The organism is Streptomyces sp. NPDC002779, from assembly GCF_042888685.1.
In the GTDB taxonomy this organism is placed as follows: domain Bacteria; phylum Actinomycetota; class Actinomycetes; order Streptomycetales; family Streptomycetaceae; genus Streptomyces.
The window spans coordinates 318398-336468 of sequence record NZ_JBIAQC010000005.1; the positions used below are offsets into that span (position 1 = coordinate 318398).

Consider the following 18071-nt stretch of genomic DNA (forward strand, 5'->3'; position numbering starts at 1 on the left):
TGTTTCCGCTGGGTGTCCCGCTATTCCCGCAAGGAGCCGCCCCTCGCGGCGGCCAGCAGCGCCTGCCAGTCCGCCAGTTTCACCACGCGCCGGCCCAGGCTGGCCCCCAGCTCCGCCTCCGCCTTCTCGATGGCCTGCCAGCCCTCCCACCGCACCGGCTCGACCCCCTCCGCCCGCAGCGCCGTCAGCGGATCCTCGCGGACCTCTTTGCCTGCGAGGAGGGCGGCGTCCTCGATCAGCGACGTCACCGTCTCCTTCGCGCACGGGCGGTTCGTGCCGATGACCCCGGTCGGGCCCCGCTTGATCCAGCCGGCCACGTACTCGCCCGGCGTGACCACTCCGTCGCGCAGGACGCGGCCCGCCAGATTCGGCACCGTGCCGGTCGCCGGGTCGAACGGGAGTCCCTCCAGCGGAACTCCGCGATAGCCCACCGAGCGCAGCACCAACTGCGCGGGGATCACCTCGAATTCGCCGGACCCCGTCACCCCGCCCCGGCCGTCCGGCAGCGTCCGCTCGAAGCGGACCGCGCCGACCCGGCCCTCGTCGGCGAGGAGTTCGACGGGGCGCAGGAAGAACCGCACGCTGATGCGGCGGGTGGCGCCCGCCGCCGCGGTGTCGGCCCAGCCGCGCAGCACCTCCACGTTGCGGCGCTGGGCGGCGGGCAGGGCGGAGGGGTCGGCCCAGTCCGGGTCGAGGGCGGCCTCAGCCGGGTCCACGGTGACGTCGGTGTCCGGGAGGGAGCCCAGTTCGCGCAGCTCCTTGGTGGTGAAGCGGGCCTGGGACGGGCCGCGCCGGCCCACCATGGCGATCTCGGTCACCCGGCTCGCGCCCAGCGCGGTCAGCGCTGCCTGCGGCATGTCCGTCGGGGACAGGTCCGCCGTGGCCCGGGCCAGCATGCGCGCCACGTCCACCGCGACATTGCCCACGCCGATCACCACGGCCGACCGCGCGCCGCGGACGAAACCGTCGTCCATGGCGTCCGGATGGGCGCTGTACCAGGACACGAACTGGGTCGCCGACCAGCTGCCCGGCAGATCCTCGCCGGGAATGCCGAGATGCCGGTCGGTGGCGGCGCCCACGCAGTACACCACCGCGTGGTACAGCTCCCGCAGCCGGGCGGCCGGAATCCCGTCGGGGCCGATCTGCACCCCGCCGAGGAACCGCACGCGCTCGTGCTCCAGAACGGTCCGGAGGTTGTTCTGGAGGGACTTGATCTTCTCGTGGTCCGGGGCCACGCCGTACCGGACCAGGCCGTACGGGCACGGCAGGCGGTCCAGGACGTCGACGCGCACCGCGGGGTCCTGCTGGACAAGACTCTGCGCGGTGTAACACCCGCTCGGCCCTGAGCCGACGACGGCGACATGCAGCACGGCGGAACTCCTCACCCGGGGGATCTCAGGAGAGCGCTGGTGCTTCCAGCATCGCATCCGCGGAGCTGCGCTGACAGGGTGCAGACGCAGAGTGGCCTTGCGTGTCCATTCGTATGGAATGTGATCATGCGGTTACGTTCCGTGTGTGCTAGAAGCATCCTTTCTTAATCTTTCTGATCGTTGTCCGACGGACGGCCAGGTGTCCGTGTGGCCCGCGTGGGAAGTGCGGGAGGGCGACGGGACGACCTCGTGGTTCCAGGTCCGTCTCGCGTTCGCCGACGGCGCCCGGGTCGACGCGCTCGCCGTGGTCTGCGAGGGACGGGTGTCCATCGAGGACGTACGGGCCCAGCCGGCGCTGTCCCTGCCCGACCTGACGGAGCTCGCCGACTGGATCGAGGAGCCGCTGTTCGAGGCGTGCGGGGCGACTGCGGAGCCGGAGGGCGAGGCCGGGGCCGGCGAGGGGGAGCAGTCGGCGCCGTCGCGGCGCGCGCGGCCTGCCTGGCCGCGCGGCGTCGAGGGGCGCTGGCTGGTCGCGCAGGAGTACCGGGCCGCCCAGGAGGAGGGGTTCGACCCCGTCCTCGCGGTGATGTGCGCGACCGGCCACAGCCGCCGCAAGTCGCTTCGGCTGATCTCCCAGGCCCGCGACGAGGGCTTCCTCTCCCCGCGCCACGCCCGCCGCTGAGCGGGGCCGTCGCCCTGCGCATCGGCTAGGCCGACGGTGCCTCTCCGGTGGCGTAGAAGCGCGACAGGTCCGTGGTGTCCGGCCCGGGGGTCGTGGTGGGCGTGTCCGGGGGGATGCCCATCTCCCAGTCGAGCCGGTAGCGCTTGAACAGCTCGGTGCGCAGGACCGGTACGGGCATCGGCACGCCGGGGACCAGTGCCGCGTAGACCGCGCCCATGAGCAGGGCACGCAGCATGGGGTAGTCGGTGTCGACGCTGCTGGAGCCGTGCCGGGCGCAGGTGTCCCGCAGGAGGTCGGCGAGGCGGCGCTGTTCGGGGCACTGCACGAAACCCTCGGCCTGGAGGATGCCCGCCATGTGCTGGCGCATCAGCACCGGCCGGTCCCGGGCGAGGCCGAGGATCGCGTCGATGGCCCGCGCCATCCGCTCCCGGCCGTCCTCGGTGTGCGGCTCCCGCTCCAGGGCCTCCTCCAGGGTGCGGTGCATCAGCCGGTGCACCGCGGACTGGACGAGCTGGCGTTTTCCGGGGAAGTAGTACGAGACCAGACCGCGCGCCGAACCGGCCCGGTCCGCGATGTCCCCCAGGGTCGTGGCCTCGTAGCCGTGCTCGCCGACGAGTTCGACGGCCGCGTGCAGAAGCCGTTCCCGAGAACGCCTTCGCAGTTCTTCATTGACCGAGGCGCTTCGAGGGGACATGCTTGACTCCTGCGTTGACTGGCTGCCAGCCAACTATACTCAGCGCAGCCGGTCCGGCTCCGTGCCGACCGGATCGGGTTGCCGCCTGCCTCGGGCGACGCGGGGGATCGCCTGAGGCGGGCGTGCGCTCTTCCCGATGGTGGCCTCGGGCGACTTCTCAGGCGCCGATTCCGGAGTCCTCGGTCCGGCGGCGCTCGATCAACTCCAGTACCGGTCGCAGTGCGTCCGGCCGTTCGGCCGCCGGCAGATGGTCCACGAAGTGCACCGCGCAGCCCAGCGCCGCGGCGCCGCCGTCCGCCCTGCGGTCGTCGCCGACCATCAGGACCTCGCGCGGATCGGCGTCGAGTGCGGCGCAGGCGGCCCGGAAGAGCCGGGGGTCCGGCTTCTGGATGCCGTGCTCGAAGGACAGGACGTAGGCGTCCACATAACGGTCGAGGCCGTGCTCGCGGAAGACCGGCCGCAGATCCCAGCCGATGTTGCTGACCACACCGACACCGATCCCGCGCTCCCGCAGCGCGCTCAGGACGTCGGCGGCATCGGGGTACGGAGCCCAGGCGGCGGGCGTCATATGGCGGTCGTAGAGCGTGTCGTGCAGTCGTTCGTCGGGGAGCGTGACGTGCCGGGACAGGCCGGTGTAGGCGGCGCGGTGCAGTTCCTGGGTCTTGTCCCGGACGCCCCAGACGCTCGCGACGCTCTGGGGCAGCCAGGCCGGGCTCGGCCCGCCCGGCAGCGCTCCCATCCGCTCCAGCGCCGCCACGGCCTCGGTCAACTCCGCTTCGGTCAGCTCCACTTCCCGCTCGGCGAGCGCCCCGCGCAACCAGGACTCGGTGGACTCGACGCGGAAGAGGGTGCCGGAGAAGTCGAACAGGACGGCGGTCATGCCCGCAGCCTAAGGGGCGGACGATCGCCCGCGCGGGAAGACCGGATCGGCGTCCGGCCCCCCGGGCCACCGGCGGTGGTGCACGGCCACCGCGGCGGCCACCAGCGCGGCGCCCAGGAGCCACCCGCCGACGACGTCCGTCGCCCAGTGGACGCCCAGCCACACCCGGGTCAGCCCGACGCCGAGCACGGAGACCACCGCCACCGCCACCGCCGTACGCCACAACGCGGGGCTCGCGCCGTGGCGGTGCAGCAGGTACAGCAGCAGACCGCACACCACCGTGGCGGTCATGGCGTGACCGGAGGGGAAGGCGGCGTAGTGGGCGGAGTCGACGGGGTCGGGCCAGACGGGGCGGGCGCGGTCCACGGCGGCCTTCAGGCCTTGCTGCAGCGCGGTGCCCAGGGTGGTGGTGAGCGCCAGCCAGAGCGCCGTCCAGCGGGCCGCGTGCCGCCGGAGCAGCCAGAGCACCACGACCGCGCAGAGGATGCGCATCGTCCACGGATCCCAGACCCAGTCCGTCAGGATCCGGAACGTCTGCGTCAGCCCCGACTCGGCGACCGCCCAGCGGTGGGTGGTCTCGGCGATCTCGCCGTCGAGGGTCATCAGCGGGTGGTACCGGACCGCGACCAGCGCCAGCAGGAGCGCGGAACACAGGGCCAGGACACCGGCCCAGCGGGTGGCGGACCTGCGGTCGGACGGCCGGGGCGGGGAGTCGACGGACTGGGTGTGCATACTGCGATACTCCCCGACTTCCGCCGGGCCAAGCCAACTCCGCCGCTCACATGGTCAGCAGCATGGCGACCATGGCGATCCCCATCGACAGCCGGCACGCCCGCGCCAGCTCCGGCCGGTCGCCGATGCGCACGGCAGCGCCGCCCGCGGTGGCCGGGACCAGCCGGACGCCGGTCAGCAGGACGTACCCGGTGAAGTAGAGCAGGAGCGTGCCCGTGACGAGCGGGACGCCGGAGGCGCCGTGGCCGGGGGAGGCGGCCATCGCGGCCGCCATGTAGACCATGGCCGAGGCGCCGATCAGATGGTGCAGATGGTGTGCGCTCGCCCGCGCCGCCCACAGCGCGCGCAGCGCCGCCGCGCCGAAGACGGCCGCATAGACCGGCCAGGCCCAGGGCGGCGGGGTGAACACCGCGGCGGGCACGGCCATGGCGGCCATGCCGAAGCCCATCAGCGCCTCGCCGCCGGCGGCCCGGCGCTGCTCCTCGACGTGGCTGCGCATCCGCAGCAGACAGTAGGCGCCGGTCGCCGCGCAGAGCGCGACGAGCAGCCAGCCGGGCGAAGCCGGTAGATGCACACGCCCTCCCCGCTCGACGGTGCCGGGCAGTCGCCCGCGGTCGGTCGGAGGATGCCCGGGTCCATCCGGCGCGCACGCAAGCGCAAGGGTGTACACGGGGGGCATTGGGGGGAGCACGGCAGGTCACCCCATATGTTTTACGAGTAAAACACCTGCTAAGGTTTCACGTCATGAGCAGTGCGCCCCCCTCCCGACGTCTTTCCCTGACCGGCGCGCTGCGCCTGAACCGTCCCTCGGAGATCTGGTTCAAGCCCGCCCTGAGCGTCGTCGCTGCGGTCGCCCCGCCCAATCTGACCCTGCTGGCGCTCGGCCGCCTCGATCTGGCGATGTACACGATGGCCGGATCCCTGTGCGCGCTGTACGCCCACAACCGCCCCTACGCCGCCCGGGCCCGCGCGCTCGCCTGGGTGGTCGCGGGCATGCTCGGAGGACTCGCCGTCGCGCTGGTCGCGGCCTCGCTCACCGGCCGTACGGCCGTCCTGGTGGCCGTCGGCGCCCTGCTGGCCGCGGCGCAGAAGGCGCTGTGCGACGCCACCCGCATCGGCCCGCCCGGCAATGTGGTGCTCACCTTCATCAGCTCCGCCGCCCTCTTCACGCCCCAGACCCTGGCCCAGGTCCCCGCCCATCTGGCCCTGGCCCTCGCGGCCGGCGTCTGGGCCTGGGCCGTCGGCATGGCACCCGGTCTGGTCCGCCCGCACGGCCCGGAGCGCCGGGCCACGGCGGCCGCACTGCACGCCGCCGCCGCGTACGCCGCCACCCAGGACGGCCGCACCCGCGACCGGGCCGCCGCCGCGATCCAGGCGGCCTGGCAGTCGCTGCTGTCCGCGGGCCGCCGCTCGGCCACCCGGCGCGCCCTGGAACGCCTCGTCGTGCGTGCCGAGGGCGCCCTCGCCGCCCCCGCCGACAGCGACCCCGAGCGGTTGCGCGGCTGGGCCCGGGACCTGCGCGGCACCGGCCCGGTTCCCCGCACCGGCCCCCGCGGACCCCGACGAACTCCTCGGCATCGCCGCCGAGACGGCCGTACCGCACGAGCCCCTGGGGCACCGGCTCCGTCCCCTCGCCCCGCTCGCCGCGCGCACCGCCCTCGGCTGCGCCCTCGCCGGATACGCGTCCCTCGCCCTCGGCATCGGCCGCCCCTACTGGGCGCTGGTCACCGCCGCCGCCCTCTACCAGGCCAACCTCAGCCTCACCTGGAGCCGCAGCGTCCAGCGCGTCGTCGGCAATCTCGCGGGCGTCCTGCTCTTCGCCGCCCTCGCCCCGCTGGCCCACCTCGGCCAGGTCGCCCTCGTCCTGTGCTGCCTCGCCCTGAACTTCGGCGCCGAGGCGCTGATCAGCCGCAACTACTGGCTCGGCAGCGTCTGCGTGACCCCGATGGCGCTGCTCATCACGGAGTTCACCGGCTTCCAGGAACCCGGCACGCTGATCACCGAGCGAGTCGTGGACACCCTGGTCGGAGCGCTCGTCGGCTTCGCCGCCGCCCTCCTCGTCACCGACCGGCGCGCGGCCGACCGGGTCGAGGGGGCCCTGGCCGCCGTGGAACGCGCCCGCGAGCGCGCCGCCCGCCTGCTCGCGGAGCCGCATCCCGCCCCCGCCGCCCTGGAATCGGCCCACCGCTCCCTGGCCGCCGCACTGGTCGGACTGCGCGCCACCGTCGACGCCGCGGCCGGCGAGTGGGGGCGGCGCGATCTTCCCCAGGAGCGGGTCGTGCTCGCCGAGCAGGCGGGACATCGTACGCTCGCGGCGACCACCCGGCACCGGGCAGCACGCCCGGACCACAGCACTACGGAGGGCGTACGGCCATGACGGCAGCCGAATCGGCAGGGGCACGAGGCGGGCGGGACGACACGGTCGCCGCCGTCGTCCGGCAGTGGCGGGCCGTCCACCCCGGCCTGGACACCGGCCCCATGGAGATCATCGGCCGCATCAACCGCTGCGCCGCCCTGCTCCAGCAGGCCGAGGACGCCCCGCTGCGCCGGGCCGGTCTCAGCCGCCCCGAGTTCGACCTGCTGGGCGCGCTGCGCCGCACCGGCCGCGAGCTGACCCCCGGCGAGCTGGCCCGCGAGACCTTCTCCTCCGGCGCCGCCGTCACCAAGCGCCTCAAGCAGCTCACCGAGCGCGGCCTGGTGGAGCGCCGCGTGGACGCCCGCGACCGCCGCGTCTCCCACGTCCGCCTCACCGGCACCGGGCGCGACCTCGTCGACGGCATCCTCCCCGAACAACTCGCCTACGAGACGGCCGTCCTCTCCGACCTGGAGGCGCCGGGACAGCAGGAACTGGCCGGGCTCCTCGGCGAGCTGCTGACGCGTCTCGAGGGGCGACTGGGGACCGTGCGGGTCTGACGGCTCTCAGAGCACGTCGTGGGCGGTGCGGCGGTGGGTGGAGCGGCGGTCGTCGATCCGGGTCCAGCGGTCGCCGTAGATGGTGCGGGTGATCGCGGGCTCACGGACGAAGTCGTGCGGGAAGCCGAGCGACACCGCGCTCACCGCCTCCAGCCGGGCGACCGCGTCCGCGTCGAGCCGGACGCCGACCGCCCCGAGGTTGTCGGCGAGCTGGCTCTCCCTGGTGGCGGCGACGATCGGGACGACATTGCCGGGCCGGCCGAGCAGCCAGGCCAGCGCCACCTGGGCCGGACTCCAGCCGCCCTCCTCGGCGATGTCGAGGACGGTGGTGACGATCTCCTCCTCGCGCGGGTCCGGCGTGCCGTCCGCGGTGCCGAGCCGCCCCGTCTCGCCCCTGCGGTACTTGCCGGTCAGCTTCCCGGCCGCCAGCGGGGCCCAGGCCAGGACGGCCAGGTCGAACGCCCGTGCCTGGGGGAGCAGTTCGCGTTCCGGGGTGCGCTCCAGCAGGTTGTACCGCAGCTGCGAACCGGCGAACGCGGTCCAGCCCCTCAGCTCCGCCAGGGTGTTCGCCTGCGCGATCTCCCAGGCCGGCCAGTCGGAGACGCCGACATAGAGGATCTTGCCGGTGCGTACCAGGTCGTCGAGGGAGCGCATGACCTCCTCGACGGGGGTGAAGTTGTCCCGGGCGTGCACCCACAGCACGTCGAGGCGGTCGGTGCGCAGCCGCTTCAGGCTGGCCTCCACCGACTGCAGGAGGTTCTTGCGGTGATTGCCCGCCGCGTTGACGTCACCGTCGCGGATGCCGCAGGTGTACTTGCTGGCCAGCACGAACTCGTCGCGCCGCCCTTCGAGGAGTTCGCCCAGGATCCGCTCCGAGCTGCCGTCGGTGTAGTTGTTCGCGGTGTCGACGAAGTTGCCGCCCGCGTCGGCGTAGGCGCCGAGGATCCTGGCGCTGGTCTCCTTGCCCGCGCCCCAGCCCCAGTCGTCGCCGATGGTCATCGCGCCGAGGCTCAGCTCGCTGACGCGCAGACCGGTCCTGCCGAACAGTGTGTACCGCACGGTGCCATCCCTTCGGGGCAGTTCGTGCGGCCGACGCTACGGGCTGGAGCGCACTTCAGCGCAAGGCGGCTCAGGCGTCCCGGTCGTCGTGGTCCCCGGCGCGGTAGACACCGAACATCGCGCCCTGCGGATCCCGCAGCACCGCGATCCGGGGCCCCTCGGGCACCGAGGTCGGCTCCATCAGGACGGTGCCGTGCGCCCGGGTCGCGGTGGCCGCGCTGTCGTCGACGTCCGCCACCGCGAAGTACGGCAGCCAGTGCGGGGGCACCTCCGGCGGGAACTTGTCGTCCATCGCCACCATGCCGCCGAAGTCGGCGCCGTCGATGCCCCACTGGGTGTAGTGCCCGGAGGCGTTGACGCTCCAGCCGAACAGCGTGGTGTAGAAGTCCACGGCACGCTCCGGGGCCCGGGTCATCAGCTCCACCCAGCCCAGGGAGCCGGGCGCGTTGAACAGGCCCGCGCCCGGGAAGGAGCGGGCCTGCCACATCTGGAAGGCGGCCCCGGCCGGATCGAGGGCCACCGCGAACCGGCCCAGGTCGAAGACGTCCATCGGGCCGACCAGCACCGCGCCGCCGGCCGCCGCCGCCCGCGCCGCGGTGGCGTCCACGTCGGCCACCAGGAAGGAGACGTTCCAGGCGACGGGCTGCGACTCCTGGTACAGCGGGCTCAGCGCGGCGACCGCCCGCTCCCCGAGGTGGGCCACGGTGTAGCCGCCCGCCTCCTGGCGCGGGTCCGTCTCGGGGCGCCAGCCGAAGAGCCGGGTGTAGAACCGCTGGGCGGCCTCGAGATCACTGGTGCCCAGCTCGGTCCAGCAGGGCCCGCCGGTCACCGGCCTGTCGAGCTTCATGGCGTTCCTTCCGCGAGGGCGACCCCCTCCAGCACGCTAAGCCCCGCACCGGCCCCGGGCCATCGGAAGAGGCGGGCCCGGACCCTGGCTCGTCCCGGCGCCGGGACGAGCCGACGAGACGGCCTAGATCCCCGGCCGGTACCGCAGCGGATGGTCCTCCGGGGTCTCCACCAGGGCGATCCGCGTGCCGTCCGGGTCGGCGATCCACATCTCGATCAGGCTCCACGGCTCCCGCACCGGCGGCCGCAGGATCTCCACGCCCTTGGCCCGCAGCTCCTCGTGCGTCGCCGCCGCGTCCTCGACCTGGAGCCAGAGCTGGAGGGCGGGGGAGGGCGGGGCCTCGGCGCGGCCGGAAACCTCCAGGAAGCCGCCGCCGAGGAAGTAGACGGTGCCGCGCTCCGGGCCCGTGCCGAACTCGCGCTGGATGGCGAGGCCCAGCTGATCGCCGTAGAAGGCCCGGGAGCGGTCGGGGTCGACGGGGTGGAGCAGGATTCTGCTGCTGAGTACATGCACCATGATCCCGGAGCCTAGTGGCCGCGCGTTACCCTCGTCCCTGCCCGCGCCGTGCCGAGAAGTGGAGACGCGCCCCATGGAGACCGCCGCCGAACCGACCTTCCGTGACGCCACCGACGCCGATGTCGACGCGCTGGTCGCGCTGATCGAGTCGGCCTACCGGGGCGAGGCCAGCCGGGCCGGCTGGACCACCGAGGCGGACATCCTCCAGGGGCAGCGCACCGACCCGCAGGGCGTGCTGGACGTCATCAAGGCCCCCGACAGCCGCCTGCTGACGGTCGAGCGGGACGGCCGGATCGTCGCCTGCTGCCAGCTCGAACACCGCGGCGCCCATGCCTACTTCGGGATGTTCGCGGTCAGCCCCGCCCTCCAGGGCGCCGGCCTCGGCAAGATCGTCCTCGCGGAGGCCGAGCGCGCGGCCCGCGAGAGCTGGGGCGTCACCGAGATGCACATGACGGTGATCTCCGTGCGCGAGGACCTCATCGCCTGGTACGAGCGCCGCGGCTACCGCCGTACGGGAAGGACGACGCCCTTCCCGTACGGCGACGAGCGTTTCGGCATCCCGCAGCGTGAAGACCTCCGGTTCGAGCTGCTGACCAAGGAGCTCGGGTGAGCCTCAGGCGGTGAAGCGTCCCGTGCGCTTGATCTCCGGGTAGTCGGTGGTCGCGCCGTCCAGCCCCAGGGCGCGCACCAGCCGCAGATGGTCCTGGGTGTTCACCACCCAGCCGATGATCCGCAGCTCCGCCGCGCGGGCCGCCTCCACCACCTCCAGGGTGAGCCGGCGGATGTTCAGGCAGACCGTTTTTGCACCCACCGCGACGGCCCGGTCCACGATGTCGGTGCCGTACCGGCTGCCGATCAGCGCGGTCCGTACCCCCGGCACCAGCCGGGCGATCTCGGCGACCGCCTCGTCGTGGAACGAGGACACCTCCACCCGCGCGACCAGGTCCCGCCGCCGCATCACCTCGGCGAGCGCCCGCGCGGCGGCCACGTCCTTGATCTCGGCCTGGAGCGGCGCCGCCACGGCGTCCAGCACCTCCTCCAGGACCGGCACCCGCTCGCCCCTGCCCGCGTCCAGGGCGCGCAGCTCCGCGAGGGTCTTCTCGGCGATCGGGCCGCTGCCGTCGGTCGTGCGGTCCACCTCGGTGTCGTGCATCACGACGAGGTGGCCGTCCTTGCTCAGATGCAGATCGAGTTCGATGAGGTCGAGGCCGGCCTGCTGGGCGGCGACGAAGGAACGGAGGGTGTTCTCGGGTTCGACACCCATCACTCCGCGATGACCGATGGTAAGGAAGTTCAACGTTCGACTCGCTTCCGTCGACGGCGGCTCGGCACGCGCGCGACCGGAACGGGGCGTTCGCGCGGCAGAGCCGCAGCCTAACCGCCGGGACCCCGGATGAAACCCGTGCGTGCACGGGGGTTCAGCCGGGTGGACGGAGGGATCCGGCCAGTGCCTGGCGGCCGGTCGCATCGGTCGTCGCCGAGTCGGTCACCCGGCCGTGGGCGAGTCTCACGGGCCTTGACCGGCCGGTCGATCACCCCTACCCCGGCAGCGCGCCCGCACTCCGCCTCGCAGGAAAAAGTTCGGTGACTATGGGGGTGGCGCAGGATAATTTCCCGAGACCCCTCTTGCTGGGAGGAACCTCGTACGCATACGGTGTTCTTACGCGAGGTTCTCCCGTGGAGGATGGGACATGACGGAAATTCTTGTGCAGTCGGGTAGGGCGGAGCGGATCGCTCCTGCGGCCAGGGTGGTGGAGCACCCTGCATGGCCCGTGCTCAAGGATGCGGTGGAGCGGATCCGGCCATGGCAGTCCAAGGACGGGTCGATCGATCTCACGGCCGAGGGCGCACCGGCCGCCGCCGACGCGCAGGCCGCCGTGGCCCGGATCGCGACGGCCGTCGAGGAGCTGTCGCCGCTGCTTCCGCACGACGCCGACTATCACCGTGCCCTGGTGGAGGACCTGCGTCGCTGGGCCGAGGGCGGTTTCGAGGTACCGGACTTCCTGGACTCCCTGCTGGCCTTCCAGCCCGCCGCGAACCGCGCGGACGGCCTCCAGCACCTGGTGGTCTTCCCGATGTACACGCAGAACGGCAACCCCGACCGCAATCTCGAAGCGGTCGTGCTGCGCATGGTCTGGCCCGAGTGGCTGGCCGAACTGGAGCGCACCCGCTACGACAACCCGCTGTTCTGCGGCATCAAGTTCGAGGACTTCACGGCCGGTTACGACACCAACTCCGCCGTGCTCTTCCCCGAGACGATCGCCGTGCGCGAGGCGCCGGAACGCTTCACCTGGGGCGGCATCTTCTGCGACCGCGAGGCCGCCCGCTTCCGCCGGGTCACCGAGGCCTCCGTCGACATCCTGGGCCTTCAGCTGCCCGAGGACATCGCCGCCATGGTCCACGACCAGAAGCGCTGCGAGGAGGCCTTCGTGCTGTGGGACATGGTCCACGACCGCACCCACAGCCACGGCGACCTGCCGTTCGACCCCTTCATGATCAAGCAGCGCCAGCCGTTCTGGATGTATGGCCTGGAGGAGCTGCGCTGCGACCTCACCGCCTTCAAGGAGGCCGTGAAGCTGGAGGCCGAGGGCATCCCGCAGGCGCGTGACGTGCAGTTCGCGGTGCTCTTCGACCGCATGTTCCGCTTCCCGGTCACCGGCGAGCGGGTGCGCAACTACGACGGACTCGGCGGCCAGCTGCTCTTCGCCTACCTGCACAAGCACGACGTCGTGCGCTGGACCGACAACAAGCTCTTCATCGACTGGCAGCGCGCCCCGCAGGTCACCAACCAGCTGTGCGCCGACATCGAGAAGCTGTACCGCGACGGCATCGACCGCCCCAAGCTCGTCCACTGGTTCGCCGGCTACGAGCTGGTCTCCACCTACCTCGCCCCGCACCCCGGCTCCAAGTGGGCCAAGGGACCGGACGCCCTGGACCTGACCCAGCCGCCGCGCAGGCTCGTCGATGACGTGCTTCCGGACGAGTTTCCGCTGAGCATGTTCTATGAGGCCCTGTCCAAGAAGCTCAAGAACGTGATCGCCTCCACCAAGGGCATCACGGCGGACAGCGCCGAGCGGGTCGCCGCGTGAGCGACGGCCTCCGGAACACTGCGGTGAAGGGGAACATCATGGGCAACGGGGCTCTCAGCGGCGCGGTGATCGCGGTGGCCGGCGCGGGCGGACCCGCCGGACGGGCGGCACTGCTGCGGCTCGCCGAGGCCGGTGCCACGGTCATCGGCGCCGACAACGACCCGGAGCGGCTCGCCGAGGCCGTCGACGCCGCCCGCTACGCCTCCGGCGGCGCGACCGTGACCGGCGAGACCGTCGACCTGCTCGACCTGCACTCCACCCGCGACTGGGCCGCCCGCACCGAGAAGGAGTTCGGTCGCATCGACGGCCTGGTCCACCTCGTCGGCGGCTGGCGCGGCAGCGAGACCTTCACCAAGACCAGCCTGGACGACTGGGACTTCCTGGAGCTCCTGCTCATCCGCACCGTGCAGCACACCTCGCTCGCCTTCCACGAGGCGCTCCAGCGCAGCGACCGTGGCCGGTACGTCCTGATCAGCGCGGCCGGTGCCACCCAGCCGACCGCGGGCAACGCCGCGTACGCCGCGGGCAAGGCGGCGGCCGAGGCGTGGACGCTGGCGATGGCCGACTACTTCAAGAAGGCCGGGGGCGAGCAGGGGCCGACCTCGGCGGCTGCGATCCTGGTGGTGAAGGCGTTGGTGCACGACGCGATGCGCGCCGAGCGGCCCAACGCGAAGTTCGCGGGCTTCACGGACGTCACGGACCTCGCCGAGGCCATCGCCGGCGTCTGGGAGAAGCCCGCCGCGGAAGTGAACGGACAGCGTCTGTGGCTCACCGAGAAGCCGTGAACCCCCCGAAGACCGATGCGCGTCGCCATCACGACCCGGACATCCGCGGTTTCGCCAGCGACAACTACGCCGGCACCCACCCGGAGGTCCTCGCCGCCCTGGCCGTGGCCAACGGCGGCCACCAGGTGGCCTACGGCGAGGACGCGTACACGGAGAACCTCCAGGGGATCATCCGCAGCCACTTCGGTCCTACGGCCCAGGCGTTCCCGGTCTTCAACGGCACCGGCGCCAATGTCGTCGCGCTCCAGGCGGTCACCGACCGCTGGGGCGCGGTGATCTGCGCCGAGAGCGCGCACATCAACGTCGACGAGGGCGGCGCACCCGAGCGCATGGGCGGCCTGAAGCTGCTCACCGTGCCCACGCCGGACGGCAAGCTCACCCCTGAGCTGATCGACCGGCAGGCCTGGGGCTGGGAGGACGAGCACCGGGCGATGCCGCAGGTCGTCTCGATCACCCAGAGCACGGAGCTGGGCACGCTGTACACGCCCGAGGAGATCCGCGCCATCTGCGAGCACGCCCACGCCCGCGGCATGAAGGTGCACCTCGACGGCTCCCGGATAGCCAACGCGGCGGCCTCGCTGAACGTCCCCATGCGGACCTTCACCAACGCCGTCGGGGTCGACATCCTCTCCCTGGGCGGCACCAAGAACGGCGCCCTGTTCGGCGAGGCGGTCGTGGTGATCAACCAGGACGCCGTCCGCCACATGAAGCATCTGCGCAAGCTGTCCATGCAGCTCGCCTCCAAGATGCGCTTCGTGTCGGTGCAGTTGGAGGCGCTGCTCGCCAAGGACCTGTGGCTGCGCAATGCCCGGCACGCCAACGAGATGGCGCAGCGGCTCGCCGAGGGCGTCCGCGCGGTGCATGGCGTGGAGATCCTCTACCCGGTGCAGGCCAACGGCGTCTTCGCGAAGCTGCCGCACGACGTGAGCGAGCGTCTGCAGCGGCGGTTCCGGTTCTACTTCTGGGACGAGGCCGAGGGCGTCGTGCGCTGGATGTGCGCGTTCGACACCTCCGAGGACGACGTGGACGCCTTCCTGGCGGCACTCAAGGAGGAGATGGCGCGCTAGCGGACGCCATCGCCGACGCTGCATAGATATGCGGTCACCCGAAAAAGCATTGACTCTCGGGTGATCGCATTCCTATGCTCTGCGGCCATGGAGCTCATCCAGGAAACCCCCGACCTCTCCGCCTACTTGGCCGCTGACGAGGTCATCGACCACGACCATCCCCGGGTGCGGCAGGCGGCCGCGCGGCTCGCCGGTCAGGCAGAGGACTCGTATGCCTATGCGCGACTGGCGTTTGAGTTCGTGCGCGACACCGTCCCGCACTCCCAGGATTCCGGCGACCCGCGTGTCACCTGGCGCGCCTCCGACGTGCTGGAGCAGGGCACCGGCATCTGTTACGCCAAGTCCCATGCGCTGGCGGCCCTGTTGCGGGCCGAGGACATCCCGACGGCGCTGTGCTACCAGCGGCTGGGGGGCGACGGCGGCGGGACCGTGGTGCACGGCCTGGTGGCTGTCCGGTTCAACGGCGCCTGGCACCGCCAGGACCCCCGCGGCAACAAGCCGGGAGTGGACGCGCAGTTCTCCCTGGACGGCGAACGGCTGGCCTTCCCGGTCGACCCGAAGTCCAATGAGATGGACTACCCGGTCCTGTACGCTAAACCGCACCCGGCCGTTGTCGGCGCGCTCCGAGGCGCGACCGACCGGCCGCATCTGTGGCAGACGCTCCCGACCGAACTCTGAGGCCAGGCCGACCATGACCCTCACCCTGACCGTGTCCGACGAGGTGCGCGCCCTCGCCCCCGGCTTCACCCACCTCGCCGTCACGGCCCACGGACTCGTCAACGGACCGAGCACCGAAGCCGGTTCGGCCCTCCTCGACGACGCGGCCCGCCGTCTCGCCGTACGCCTGGACGGCCGGGCGCCGCACGAGGATGCGCACATGGCGGCCTGGCGGGAGGTGTACACGGCGTTCGGGGCCAAGCCGTCGCGTACCCGCAACTCGGCGGAGGCGCTGGCCAAGAGGGCCCTGTCGGGTGCCGGGCTGCCCCGGATCAACCTGCTCGTCGATCTCTACAACGCGATCAGCGTGGCGCACCTCGTCCCGGTCGGCGGCGAGGACCTCGACCGCGTCCAGGGCGGTATGCGGCTGGTCCGCGCCACCGGCGACGAGCCCTTCGTGACCGTCGCCGACGGCGCCGGGACCGTCGAGCACCCCGACGCCGGCGAGGTGGTGTGGTGCGACGACGCCGGAGTGACCTGCCGCCGCTGGAACTGGCGTCAGGGGCCGCGCACCCGTCTCACCGAGGAGACCGTCTCGGCGGTCTTCCTGCTGGAGAGCATGGCGCCGATGCCGGTGGCCGACGTCGAGCGTGCGGCCACCGAACTCGCCGAACTGCTGGAGAAGTGCAGTCCGGGAGCCCGCATCGAGATGCACCCCGCAAGCGGTGCCTAGGGCTTGTCGTTCGGCAACGCCGGGACGATCCGAACGGCAGGGCCTAGCGGGACTCCGCCTCGCGGATCTGCTCCGGCGTGGGCGCGGTGCCCCCGAGGTGCGCCGGCATCCACCAGGTGTCGGCCGCGTCCTTGGGGCGTACCGGGTAGGCCCGCTGCGCGGCCTCCAGCAGCTCCTGGACCCGATCGCGCAGCTGGCGGGTGATCGCGCCCGCGTACTTGTCCTTGGGCGCCTCGACGGCCTCGCCGACCCGGATCGTGACCGGGGTGTGGCTGCGCTTGAAGTTGCGCGGGTGCCCCTTGGTCCACAGCCGCTGGGTCCCCCACACGGCCATCGGGATCAGCGGGACCCCGGCCTCCTGGGCGAGCCGGGCGGCGCCGGACTTGAAGCTCTTCAGCGCGAACGACTGGGAGATCGTCGCCTCCGGGAAGACGCCCACGATCTCGCCGGAACGCAGCGACTCCAGCGCGTGCTGGTAGGCGGCCTCGCCCTGCTTGCGGTCCACCGGAATGTGCTTCATGCCCCGCATCAGCGGGCCGGAGATCTTGTGCCGGAAGACGGCTTCCTTCGCCATGAAGCGCACCAGGCGCTTCTGGGGCAGGGCGGCCAGGCCGCTGAAGATGAAGTCCAGGTAGCTGATGTGGTTGCTCACCAGCACGGCGCCGCCCGAGCGCGGGATGTTCTCCGAACCCTTGCAGTCGATCTTGAGGTCCCACGCCTTGAACAATGTGAGGGCGAGACCGACGACGGGACGGTAGACAAGCTCTGCCATGGACGGTGTGGACCCTTCCTTCTCTGCCTGGGAAAGGCTCCCGGCGGGAAAGTTACGCAGCCGTAGGTTTACGGCATCTCGCAGATCGTGCCCCAAGAACGCACCGGTAGCCAGCCCTCGTGCCGGGGAACGGAGAGATCCTCGTCACGTCGTTGTAGTCGTGACCGGGAATCTTTGCGGTCCGGTGCGCGCTGGAGCGGACGAGGACCCAAGGAGGACACGCGTGCAGGGGCAGGGCGAAGGCGGTCGGCTGGGGCCGCAGGACGTGGGCGGCCGGCTCGGCGAACGGGCCACTCTGGTGCAGTTCTCCAGCGCCTTCTGCGCTCCCTGCCGGGCCACCCGGCGGGTCCTCGGCGAGGTGGCCGCCATGGTCCCCGGAGTCACCCATGTCGAGATCGACGCCGAGGCGCGGCTGGAGCTCGTACGGCGGCTGGAGATCCGCAAGACACCCACGGTGCTGGTCCTCGACGCCGGCGGGCGGGTGGTCCGGCGCGCCGTCGGACAGCCGCGCAAGGCGGACGTGATCGCGGCCCTGGGTGAAGCGGTGTGAGGGGATGGACCAGGCAGTGAGTCATCTCCCACCTGCCCGCGCGCACTTGACTGTACGGGCCACCTATCGTCAGTCTGACGGGATGTCCCCGGCGCTCCTACTCCCCAGGTGTTCATGACCGCCACGCCCGACACCGACGCCACCCGGCTCGCCTCGCCCGACCTGCTGCGCTCCGTCTTCCGGCGGCACGCGGCGGGAGTCGCGGTGATCACCGCCCGCGGCGAGCACGGCCCCGTCGGCTTCACCGCCACCTCCCTGGCCTCCGTCTCGGCCGAGCCCCCGATGCTCTCCTTCGGCATCGGCACCGGATCCTCCTGCTGGCCCACGCTGTCGCGGGCCGAGCATGTGGGCGTTCATCTGCTCGGGGAGCACCAGCGCGAGCTGGCCGCCACCTTCGCCCGCAGCGGCGCCGACCGCTTCGCCCCGCCCACCGCCTGGCACGAGGGCCCCGAAGGTGTCCCGCTCCTCGACGGCGTCCGCGCCTGGCTGGTCTGCCGCATCCACGCGCGCGTGCCCGCGGGGGACCACCGGATCGTGCTCGCGCACGTCCTGCGCGGCGACCCCACCGGCCCCGGGCGGCCGTTGCTCTACCACCAGGGAGGCTTCACCGGCCTGCGCGACTGACCGTGTACCGGACGGTTCTGCGAAACCGTCCAGTTCCGATTACGCTGCGTTGCGAAGGTCACAGTTCAAAGCGCTTGCTTAGCGGGAACGAACTGGGTGTA

20 protein-coding genes and 1 pseudogene are annotated in these 18071 nt (G+C 72.2%); 11 read left to right on the forward strand and 10 right to left on the reverse strand.

The genetic code is table 11. From position 1 onward, the window contains the following. Positions 1–20: 20 nt before the first annotated feature. Positions 21–1370 (reverse strand): FAD-dependent oxidoreductase, encoded by a 1350-nt coding sequence (locus tag ACFYW5_RS16845; RefSeq protein WP_389417748.1) that lies wholly within the window; start codon positions 1368–1370, stop codon positions 21–23. Positions 1371–1569: 199 nt separating this feature from the next. Here ACFYW5_RS16845 and ACFYW5_RS16850 point away from each other — a divergent pair, with 199 nt between their 5' ends. Continuing rightward, a complete protein-coding gene (locus ACFYW5_RS16850; RefSeq protein WP_389417749.1) occupies positions 1570–2052 on the forward strand; it encodes a DUF6214 family protein in 483 nt (160 codons plus the stop codon). Between the two features lie 25 nt (positions 2053–2077). Here ACFYW5_RS16850 and ACFYW5_RS16855 read toward each other — a convergent pair whose 3' ends face one another. From ACFYW5_RS16855 to ACFYW5_RS16870, 4 genes are all read right to left on the reverse strand, one after another. Continuing rightward, positions 2078–2746 (reverse strand): TetR/AcrR family transcriptional regulator, encoded by a 669-nt coding sequence (locus tag ACFYW5_RS16855; RefSeq protein ID WP_389417750.1) that lies wholly within the window; start codon positions 2744–2746, stop codon positions 2078–2080. A 157-nt stretch (positions 2747–2903) separates the two neighbouring features. Then, on the reverse strand, positions 2904–3626 hold the full coding sequence (locus ACFYW5_RS16860) for an HAD family hydrolase (protein WP_389417751.1): 723 nt from the start codon (positions 3624–3626) through the stop codon (positions 2904–2906). A 9-nt stretch (positions 3627–3635) separates the two neighbouring features. Beyond that, positions 3636–4358 (reverse strand): phosphatase PAP2 family protein, encoded by a 723-nt coding sequence (locus tag ACFYW5_RS16865; RefSeq protein WP_389417752.1) that lies wholly within the window; start codon positions 4356–4358, stop codon positions 3636–3638. A 46-nt stretch (positions 4359–4404) separates the two neighbouring features. Continuing rightward, a complete protein-coding gene (locus ACFYW5_RS16870) occupies positions 4405–4932 on the reverse strand; it encodes a DUF5134 domain-containing protein (RefSeq protein ID WP_389417753.1) in 528 nt (175 codons plus the stop codon). 170 nt (positions 4933–5102) lie between these two features. Between ACFYW5_RS16870 and ACFYW5_RS16875 the strand changes: the two are divergent. Together ACFYW5_RS16875 and ACFYW5_RS16880 are read left to right on the forward strand one after the other, a co-directional pair. Further along, a pseudogene (locus ACFYW5_RS16875) lies at positions 5103–6735 on the forward strand (FUSC family protein). Beyond that, entirely contained in the window at positions 6732–7271 is a 540-nt protein-coding gene (locus ACFYW5_RS16880) for a MarR family winged helix-turn-helix transcriptional regulator (protein ID WP_389417754.1), read from the forward strand. The pseudogene ACFYW5_RS16875 and the gene ACFYW5_RS16880 overlap by 4 nt, the downstream one beginning before the upstream one ends. A gap of 6 nt (positions 7272–7277) precedes the next feature. Here ACFYW5_RS16880 and ACFYW5_RS16885 read toward each other — a convergent pair whose 3' ends face one another. The 3 genes from ACFYW5_RS16885 to ACFYW5_RS16895 all read right to left on the reverse strand — a co-directional run bounded on the left by ACFYW5_RS16885 (position 7278) and on the right by ACFYW5_RS16895 (position 9693). Further along, entirely contained in the window at positions 7278–8330 is a 1053-nt protein-coding gene (locus tag ACFYW5_RS16885; RefSeq protein ID WP_389417755.1) for an aldo/keto reductase, read from the reverse strand. A gap of 70 nt (positions 8331–8400) precedes the next feature. Then, the gene (locus ACFYW5_RS16890) at positions 8401–9177 is read right to left on the reverse strand and encodes a VOC family protein (protein WP_389417756.1); all 777 of its coding nucleotides are present in this window, start codon (positions 9175–9177) and stop codon (positions 8401–8403) included. A 123-nt stretch (positions 9178–9300) separates the two neighbouring features. After that, positions 9301–9693, reverse strand: a complete 393-nt coding sequence (locus ACFYW5_RS16895; protein WP_389417757.1) for a VOC family protein — start codon at positions 9691–9693, stop codon at positions 9301–9303. A 73-nt stretch (positions 9694–9766) separates the two neighbouring features. Here ACFYW5_RS16895 and ACFYW5_RS16900 point away from each other — a divergent pair, with 73 nt between their 5' ends. Beyond that, entirely contained in the window at positions 9767–10303 is a 537-nt protein-coding gene (locus tag ACFYW5_RS16900) for a GNAT family N-acetyltransferase (protein ID WP_389417758.1), read from the forward strand. Positions 10304–10306: 3 nt separating this feature from the next. On the opposite strand, the gene ACFYW5_RS16905 is transcribed toward ACFYW5_RS16900, so the two are convergent. Continuing rightward, positions 10307–10990 (reverse strand): glycerophosphodiester phosphodiesterase, encoded by a 684-nt coding sequence (locus ACFYW5_RS16905; protein WP_389417759.1) that lies wholly within the window; start codon positions 10988–10990, stop codon positions 10307–10309. Between the two features lie 394 nt (positions 10991–11384). On the opposite strand from ACFYW5_RS16905, the gene ACFYW5_RS16910 reads away from it, so the two are divergent. From ACFYW5_RS16910 to ACFYW5_RS16930, 5 genes are all read left to right on the forward strand, one after another. Next, the gene (locus tag ACFYW5_RS16910; RefSeq protein ID WP_389417760.1) at positions 11385–12782 is read left to right on the forward strand and encodes a DUF6421 family protein; all 1398 of its coding nucleotides are present in this window, start codon (positions 11385–11387) and stop codon (positions 12780–12782) included. Between the two features lie 38 nt (positions 12783–12820). Next, positions 12821–13567 carry an SDR family NAD(P)-dependent oxidoreductase gene (locus ACFYW5_RS16915; RefSeq protein ID WP_389417761.1) on the forward strand — a complete coding sequence of 249 codons (747 nt, stop codon included), beginning with the start codon at positions 12821–12823 and terminating at the stop codon, positions 13565–13567. Then, entirely contained in the window at positions 13564–14634 is a 1071-nt protein-coding gene (locus tag ACFYW5_RS16920; RefSeq protein WP_389417762.1) for a threonine aldolase family protein, read from the forward strand. The genes ACFYW5_RS16915 and ACFYW5_RS16920 overlap by 4 nt, the downstream gene beginning before the upstream one ends. Before the next feature lie 87 nt (positions 14635–14721). Continuing rightward, positions 14722–15312 (forward strand): transglutaminase family protein, encoded by a 591-nt coding sequence (locus tag ACFYW5_RS16925; RefSeq protein ID WP_389417763.1) that lies wholly within the window; start codon positions 14722–14724, stop codon positions 15310–15312. A gap of 13 nt (positions 15313–15325) precedes the next feature. Next, positions 15326–16024, forward strand: coding sequence for a B3/4 domain-containing protein (locus ACFYW5_RS16930; protein ID WP_389417764.1), 699 nt, complete (start codon positions 15326–15328; stop codon positions 16022–16024). A gap of 43 nt (positions 16025–16067) precedes the next feature. Here the strand turns inward: ACFYW5_RS16930 and ACFYW5_RS16935 are convergent, their stop codons facing one another. Beyond that, entirely contained in the window at positions 16068–16796 is a 729-nt protein-coding gene (locus ACFYW5_RS16935) for a lysophospholipid acyltransferase family protein (protein WP_389417765.1), read from the reverse strand. Positions 16797–16980: 184 nt separating this feature from the next. Between ACFYW5_RS16935 and ACFYW5_RS16940 the strand changes: the two genes are divergently transcribed. Further along, on the forward strand, positions 16981–17346 hold the full coding sequence (locus ACFYW5_RS16940) for a thioredoxin family protein (RefSeq protein ID WP_389417766.1): 366 nt from the start codon (positions 16981–16983) through the stop codon (positions 17344–17346). Between the two features lie 114 nt (positions 17347–17460). Then, positions 17461–17970 (forward strand): flavin reductase family protein, encoded by a 510-nt coding sequence (locus ACFYW5_RS16945; protein ID WP_389417767.1) that lies wholly within the window; start codon positions 17461–17463, stop codon positions 17968–17970. The last annotated feature ends 101 nt before the right edge of the window (positions 17971–18071 follow it).